Annotated in this window: 8 protein-coding genes; 2 read left to right on the forward strand and 6 right to left on the reverse strand. The window is 36.1% G+C overall.

All coding sequences use genetic code 11. From position 1 onward, the window contains the following. Positions 1-15 precede the first annotated feature (15 nt). From RV15_RS16940 to RV15_RS16965, 6 genes are all read right to left on the reverse strand, one after another. A complete protein-coding gene (locus tag RV15_RS16940) occupies positions 16-1,470 on the reverse strand; it encodes a S41 family peptidase (RefSeq protein WP_071879182.1) in 1,455 nt (484 codons plus the stop codon). Between the two features lie 95 nt (positions 1,471-1,565). Continuing rightward, the gene (locus tag RV15_RS16945) at positions 1,566-1,784 is read right to left on the reverse strand and encodes a YozE family protein (protein WP_035010730.1); all 219 of its coding nucleotides are present in this window, start codon (positions 1,782-1,784) and stop codon (positions 1,566-1,568) included. A 5-nt stretch (positions 1,785-1,789) separates the two neighbouring features. Next, a complete protein-coding gene (gene msrA, locus RV15_RS16950) occupies positions 1,790-2,299 on the reverse strand; it encodes a peptide-methionine (S)-S-oxide reductase MsrA (protein WP_071879183.1) in 510 nt (169 codons plus the stop codon). Beyond that, entirely contained in the window at positions 2,296-2,994 is a 699-nt protein-coding gene (locus RV15_RS16955) for a YpmS family protein (protein WP_083429230.1), read from the reverse strand. The genes msrA and RV15_RS16955 overlap by 4 nt, the downstream gene beginning before the upstream one ends. Positions 2,995-2,999: 5 nt before the next feature. Beyond that, the gene (locus tag RV15_RS16960; RefSeq protein ID WP_071879184.1) at positions 3,000-3,887 is read right to left on the reverse strand and encodes an SGNH/GDSL hydrolase family protein; all 888 of its coding nucleotides are present in this window, start codon (positions 3,885-3,887) and stop codon (positions 3,000-3,002) included. A gap of 247 nt (positions 3,888-4,134) precedes the next feature. Further along, the gene (locus RV15_RS16965) at positions 4,135-4,977 is read right to left on the reverse strand and encodes a DegV family protein (RefSeq protein ID WP_071879185.1); all 843 of its coding nucleotides are present in this window, start codon (positions 4,975-4,977) and stop codon (positions 4,135-4,137) included. A gap of 130 nt (positions 4,978-5,107) precedes the next feature. Here RV15_RS16965 and trhA point away from each other — a divergent pair, with 130 nt between their 5' ends. Further along, complete coding sequence (gene trhA / locus RV15_RS16970; protein ID WP_071879186.1) at positions 5,108-5,761, forward strand: PAQR family membrane homeostasis protein TrhA; 654 nt, start codon at positions 5,108-5,110, stop codon at positions 5,759-5,761. A 160-nt stretch (positions 5,762-5,921) separates the two neighbouring features. Beyond that, a complete protein-coding gene (locus RV15_RS16975) occupies positions 5,922-6,122 on the forward strand; it encodes a hypothetical protein (protein WP_025868924.1) in 201 nt (66 codons plus the stop codon). Positions 6,123-6,295 lie beyond the last annotated feature (173 nt).

The following is a 6,295-nucleotide window of genomic DNA, read 5'->3' on the forward strand; positions in this document are numbered from 1 at the left end:
GCCAGTTTTCCCCACCTATTCTCCTTTATTCTTTCTTACTTTTTTTTGAAGTTCTTTGATGCCAGTATCATATGCTTGATCATTTTCTTTGATTTTCTTCCCTACCTCAGTTTCAATTTGAGCTGCTGTTTCATTATCCACTTCTCCGGTAACTGGAAGATTATTATCAGCCTGTATAGCACTGACAGCGGTTTTCGTTTGCTCAGAAAAATCACTAGCTTCCGCATTGACATCGTGGCCAAGTGCTTTTAATAGGGCATTGATATTTTTGACAACTGGAGAAGAATCACCTAATTTGAGTGTTTTATCTCTAGAGATTGGTGAAAGGTAAGCATAATCAGGATAATCAGCCTTAATCGTGGGTTCTAATCCTTTTTCATGGATCCACTCCCCTTTTGGTGTCAACCATTTTAAGACAGTTAACTTGATTTCGCTCTTATCATTCAGATTTTTAACCGTTTGAACGGTTCCCTTCCCAAAAGTTTTTGTTCCGATGATCTCTTTGTTGCCGGATTCTTTTAAGGCTGCTGCAAAAATCTCAGATGCGCTAGCGCTGCCTTCATCAACTAAAACAACAGTCGGTTCTGTCACTTTAAAGCCACCATCTAATTGGCTAGAAGCAACTTCTTCACTGGTGTTACCAGCCTTATCTTCAAATTTAAGAATCGTTTTACCGTCTTTGAGGAACATGCTGGCCATTTTTTCTACTTGATCAAGCAGTCCACCTGGATTTTGACGTAAATCAATCACAAAAGATGTGGCTCCGGCTTTTCTTAACGTCTTGATGCTTTCTTGAAGCTCTTTATACGTATTTTCCCCAAATGAAATGATTTTGATTGAGCCAACTGAATCGTCCTTTTTATCTAATTCGCCTTTGACTGTTTCGATTGGAATCGTGTCTCTCTTTAATTTCAATTCAAAGGTTTCCTCGCCACGCTTAATTGTTAAACGGACTTCCGTGCCTTTTTTTCCACGAATTTTACTGACGACTTGAGAAAGTGTCTTGCCTTGTGTGTTTTCATCATCGACTTTTAAAATCGTATCATTTGTCTTCATCCCTGCTTTAGCTGCGGGTGAGCCTTCGATAGGAGCTTGAGCAACGGTAGGCAACTCGTCTGTCATGGTCATGGTCGCACCAATCCCTTCAAAACTACCGGCAAGACTTTGGTCTAATTCATCTGCTTCTGGTTCATTTAAATAGCTAGAATACGGATCATCTAAAGCCTCTGTCATGCCTTTTAAAGCACCATCAACCAACTTTTTTTCATCAACTTTCCCTACATAATTATTGACGATTTCGTTATATAGATCATCCACTTTTTTTAGCTCGCCACTTTGAGCTGGACTGTTGGCAAGTTGTTTTTTATATTGAGAATCGAAATAGATATAACCGCCACCGCCAGCCAAAAAAGCAACACAGGCAAGCGAAATAATGTATTGATGAAAAGGCACTTGTTGTTTATTTTTCATATAGTCATCTCTTTCCGTAAAATTATCATTGCATGTTTTCCAGTTTACCATGAAAAAAAAGGAAGGAAAAGCTTTCTTTGCCTTTCCTACCTTTTTTATTTATTGTTTTCTACGTATTTTTCCCATAGCTCATCAAAAATATGCATATTAGTCAAGTAATCGGCATCCATCTCTAAATAACTTGATAATTCATGATAATCCTCAGATTGTTTTGGAAACTGAATATCTTTTGCAGCATCGTTTGCAAATTGACTTTCTTCAGTTTTTTTCGGTGCTCTCAATGTCATTAAATAATGATAGAAGCTTCTTCTCATATAATTCACCAATTCTCTTCTATAAAATTTGCTCGATTCATATGGGCATTTTCATAACGTTCAGGCTCTTTTTGATAAAAATCCTGATGATAATCTTCAGCGGGATAAAAAGTGACTGCAGGCTCGATTGTTGTGACGATTGGTTCACTAAAACGACCACTTTCTTGTAAAGCTTGTCGGCTTTTTTCAGCGATTCCTTTTTGGTGTTCGCTTGTATAAAAAATGACCGGACGATAGTTATCTCCACGATCTTCAAACTGACCTAAAACATCTGTTGGATCGGTTTGTTGCCAGTAAATTTCTACTAATTTTTCATAAGGCATGATGGTCGGATCAAATTCAATCTCAACTGCTTCAGTATGGCCCGTGGTATGGCTCAACACTTGTTCATATGTTGGGTTTTCAACGTGCCCTCCCGTATATCCAGACGTTACAGAATGGATGCCAGGTTGGGTATCAAAAGGCTGGATCATACACCAAAAACAGCCTCCGGCAAAAATGGCTTTTTCACTCAATTGGTTCCCTCCTTCTCCTCTTTAGTTGTATCAGCACTATCTTTTGGCAAGTAAATATTCATGCGAATATCATCATCCACTAAGTTTATTTTTTCTGCACGGATAAACAAGCCATTTTGCATTCTGAATTGATCCAAACGTAATAACACTGTACTATCTTCTGGGTTTACTTCTACCCAATTTGGCAATTTATAATCTCTTTGCACAAATTTCAAAATTTCTTTCATTGGTAATCCCAGTGTTCCGATAGATAAACTTTTTGCTTTTAATTGAACGTTACCATTATCCATCACGTAAGGATCAAAATAAAGGTAAAACTGGATTGGGTGTCCCAACACTTCAAATGTACCATTCAACATTGCTTCATTCTCTAAATAAAATTTATAGGTAATATCAGAGCCTTTTTGGAAATCTTTCAGATAAAAATCGATCAACGCATTTACTTGTTTTTTATTTGATTGAATCGCAATAACGGGTGTGCCGTCTTTTTCTACTAATTCAGGAACAGGCTTATAATTAGGCTCCCGAACTTGGGTAACTCTTACAAAAATAAAAGCAAGACTCCCAATGATAATACCAATCAAAATTATAAAAGCTACTTTCCAGCGATTGATCGTCTTTTTGACTTGCGGCATGTTTTTTCTTCGTTTAGATGTTTTTGGTGCAACTTTCTTATCTTCTGGTTCATTTGACATTTGTATCACTCACTTCCCTTTTTGAGCCATTTATCTTGTGTTTTTACCATTTTATCACGAACAGTACTTGCCATGATTTGATACCCTAGATTATTAGGATGGAAATGGTCTTCTTCGTACAGTGCATTATTTTTGATATCGACCTCTCCACTTGAGGTCATTGTATTTTCACTGCTAACGATTCCGACTTCATCCCCAACACCTTTATAAAGCAAGTCATTAATAGGAATAAAATAGGCATTTTTTTCTGCTTGGACGATTTCCTCTGTCCCAGCATTCCAATTATCAACAATTTCCTGCATTTCAGTGATATCAGGAAAATACAAATAAAACGGATTATATATTCCTAAGACATAAATTGGTGCATCGGTATTGTATTTGCGAATTTCTGTCAGTAGCTTATCTACTTCTTTTTGATAATTTTTCAGTGGCCTTTTGAATGACTCTTTTGTTAAGCGGAAAATATCGCCTTTTATGACTTTCATTAAATCATTTCCGCCTACAGTCAAGGTGATGACATCTGCTGTGGCTAGACCATCTTGAATCGCTTCATTTTTTTTGATCCGTTTAAGGATTTGGTCGCTACGATCGCCATTTTTCCCAAAATTATCAGTTTGAACACCGTTTAACTGATACTGCTCTTGTAAATCTTTGGCAACTAGCGGTACAAAACCTCCTGAGTTTGTTAAATCGCCGATTCCTTCTGTTAAAGAGTCGCCAATTGCAACGTAGTGGATAACTTCTTTTGTTTCGCTTTTGGCTATTTGTTGCGCTCCGGTTCCTAAAATTGGTTTTGCTTTTGGTGCAATTAGAATCAAAAGTAAAAAAATACTGATGATCGTCGTAAAAAAAAGTGCAAAACTTGCCCAATTATTTTTGAAAAAATTCTTCATTCTATCCCTTTCTTTGCTGTAAATCGTAAAAAAAACATGGTGATTTTACTAATTTACGATAATTATATTTTTTAGTCTTACACATTAAATTATCTCTATTTTTGGTCGATTTGTACAGTGAAATTTATAAAAATAGAGTGGGGTCATAACTCTACGAGTCATATCCCACTCTTGAAAAATCCGTATAAACGGTAAGATCAGAAGTAACTGCTTTGGAATCAAACATGTCTCTTCCAATAGTCAAAACTTAGTCTGTGTAGTACATAATTGCAAATGCACCTTTGCCTGTATGCGTAGCAATTACAGGATTTGTATGCAATACAGGAATATCCATGTCTGGAAACAACGCTTGTAATCCTTCTTTAAAACCGTTCGCAAGCTCTAATCCATCTGCATAAGAAATTCCGATTTGTCGTACATTTGACAAAGTGCTCAACTCAGTTTTAAGCTCTTCAAACCATTTATTGAATGTTTTTAATCCCCTACCTTTGGCAACTGGAATCAGTTCGGTATGATCAAAATCCATTACTACTTTCATATTAAAAATACTGGATAAAAGCCCTGTCGCGCGACTGATACGGCCGCCTTTAACTAAATTATCCAATGTAGAGATTCCAATGAAAAGCTTCGTATTTTCTTTAACATGATTGATTTCTGCTAAAATTTCTGGAACACTTGCTCCATTTTTAGCAAGTTTAGCAGCTTGAATTACTTGAAAGGATAAGCCTTGATCTGTAAAATCACTATCAATCACAGTTACATTCGCAGAACTAAGATTCCCAGCTTGTCTAGCCGCTTCTACTGTACCGCTTAGCCCTTTTGTCATATGGATTGAAACAACCTCACTGCCGTCAGCACCTAAACGATCATACAACTCGACAAACTCACCAATCGGCGGTTGACTTGTTTTAGGCAATGCTTTTGAGGTGCTCATTAGTTCCATAAAGTGTTCACCTTCTAAATGGTCATCATCGGCATATACTACACCATCGATCATCACTGATAAAGGAATCATGTGAATAGCTAACTCGTCGCGTACACTTTTAAGCATAGTACAAGAAGAATCCGTCACAATTTTAACATTTGTCATAATTTTATCACTCTTTCTTTAAAAAAAACCTCAATTCGTGGTAAAATACTTTTGAGGCTTGAATGTCTGTTTTTATTATAACAGACAAAGAATTATTTTTCACCAAATTAAAATGAAGGAAGTTGATTTCTTGGAAAAAGTAAAATTCTCCAGAAAATATATGATTTTAAATGAAGTACTTAATGCCGTCACTCATGGGATTGGGGTTGGCTTGAGTATTGTAGGATTGATCATCTTGTTAGTCAAAGGGACACGGATGGGTTCTCCTGTTCATATAGTTTCTTACGCCATTTATGGTTCTACGCTGATACTTTTATTTTTATCTTCCACCCTATTTCATAGCTTAATTTTTACTAAAGCTAAAAAAGTATTTCAAGTTTTTGACCATAGTTCGATCTTTTTATTGATAGCCGGTAGCTATACGCCATTTTGTTTATTGAGTATTGATGGTTGGCTGGGTTGGCTATTGTTCGTTCTTATTTGGCTCATGGCCCTTAGTGGTGTTGTCTATAAATCTTTAACCTTGCATAAACAAGAGACGGTAAAAAATATTTCTACTGTAATCTATATTATTATGGGCTGGCTTTGCGTTGTTGCTGCCAAACCATTGTATGATTCTTTGGGCTTCACAGGGGTTGCGCTGCTGGTAGCCGGCGGTGTCTCTTATACATTAGGTGCTGCATTTTATAGCTTAAAAAGTGTTCGTTTCATGCACGTAGTTTGGCACTTGTTCGTTATGTTAGGTGCCGGTTTCATGTTCTTTTCGATTTTACTTTATACTTAAATTTTATAGATTCCTTTGTTTAAAAGGTTTATGGCATTTCTTTTTGATTAATCAAAAAAAGAAATGCCTTTTTTTGTATTTATCTCTTTACAAAGCGAACAAACATTCGTATAATAACTATACAAACGTTTGTTCGATAAAAATTATGAGGTGATTAAGAATGAAAGCAGTTCGTCGTGGCGGGTTATTATTTGTAGTATTGATTATTGGTATTTTCTTAGGTACATTAGGGTTACGCTCAGCTTTGCTTATTGTTAGCCCTCTGTTTATTATATGGTTTATGTTATGGGATGAGAAACGGTATTCTCATACAAGAAAAAAGAATGAACATCAACACTATATTTACCGTAAATATCCGTAGATTAAAGTGTGATTGATTTATAGCAACAAAATAGATGTGCAATAAAATTGAAGTTCAGCTTTACTGCACACCCTTATTCTAAACGAAAAAAACGATAAAAAGCCTGTAGTTCCTTGGATTTCTGGAGCTACAGGCTTTTAAATTGGCTCTATACTTTCTGATGTTGGTGAGAA

This window comes from Enterococcus silesiacus (assembly GCF_001886225.1).
Lineage (GTDB): Bacteria > Bacillota > Bacilli > Lactobacillales > Enterococcaceae > Enterococcus_L > Enterococcus_L silesiacus.

Excerpts from the sequence above, each read along its gene's own strand:
- RV15_RS16965 (WP_071879185.1), bottom strand. The coding sequence starts at position 4,977 with ATGACAAATGTTAAAATTGTGACGGATTCTTCTTGTACTATGCTTAAA.
- RV15_RS16975 (WP_025868924.1), top strand. The coding sequence starts at position 5,922 with ATGAAAGCAGTTCGTCGTGGCGGGTTATTATTTGTAGTATTGATTATT.
- RV15_RS16960 (WP_071879184.1), bottom strand. The coding sequence starts at position 3,887 with ATGAAGAATTTTTTCAAAAATAATTGGGCAAGTTTTGCACTTTTTTTT.
- RV15_RS16955 (WP_083429230.1), bottom strand. The coding sequence starts at position 2,994 with ATGTCAAATGAACCAGAAGATAAGAAAGTTGCACCAAAAACATCTAAA.
- RV15_RS16940 (WP_071879182.1), bottom strand. The coding sequence starts at position 1,470 with ATGAAAAATAAACAACAAGTGCCTTTTCATCAATACATTATTTCGCTT.
- RV15_RS16945 (WP_035010730.1), bottom strand. The coding sequence starts at position 1,784 with ATGAGAAGAAGCTTCTATCATTATTTAATGACATTGAGAGCACCGAAA.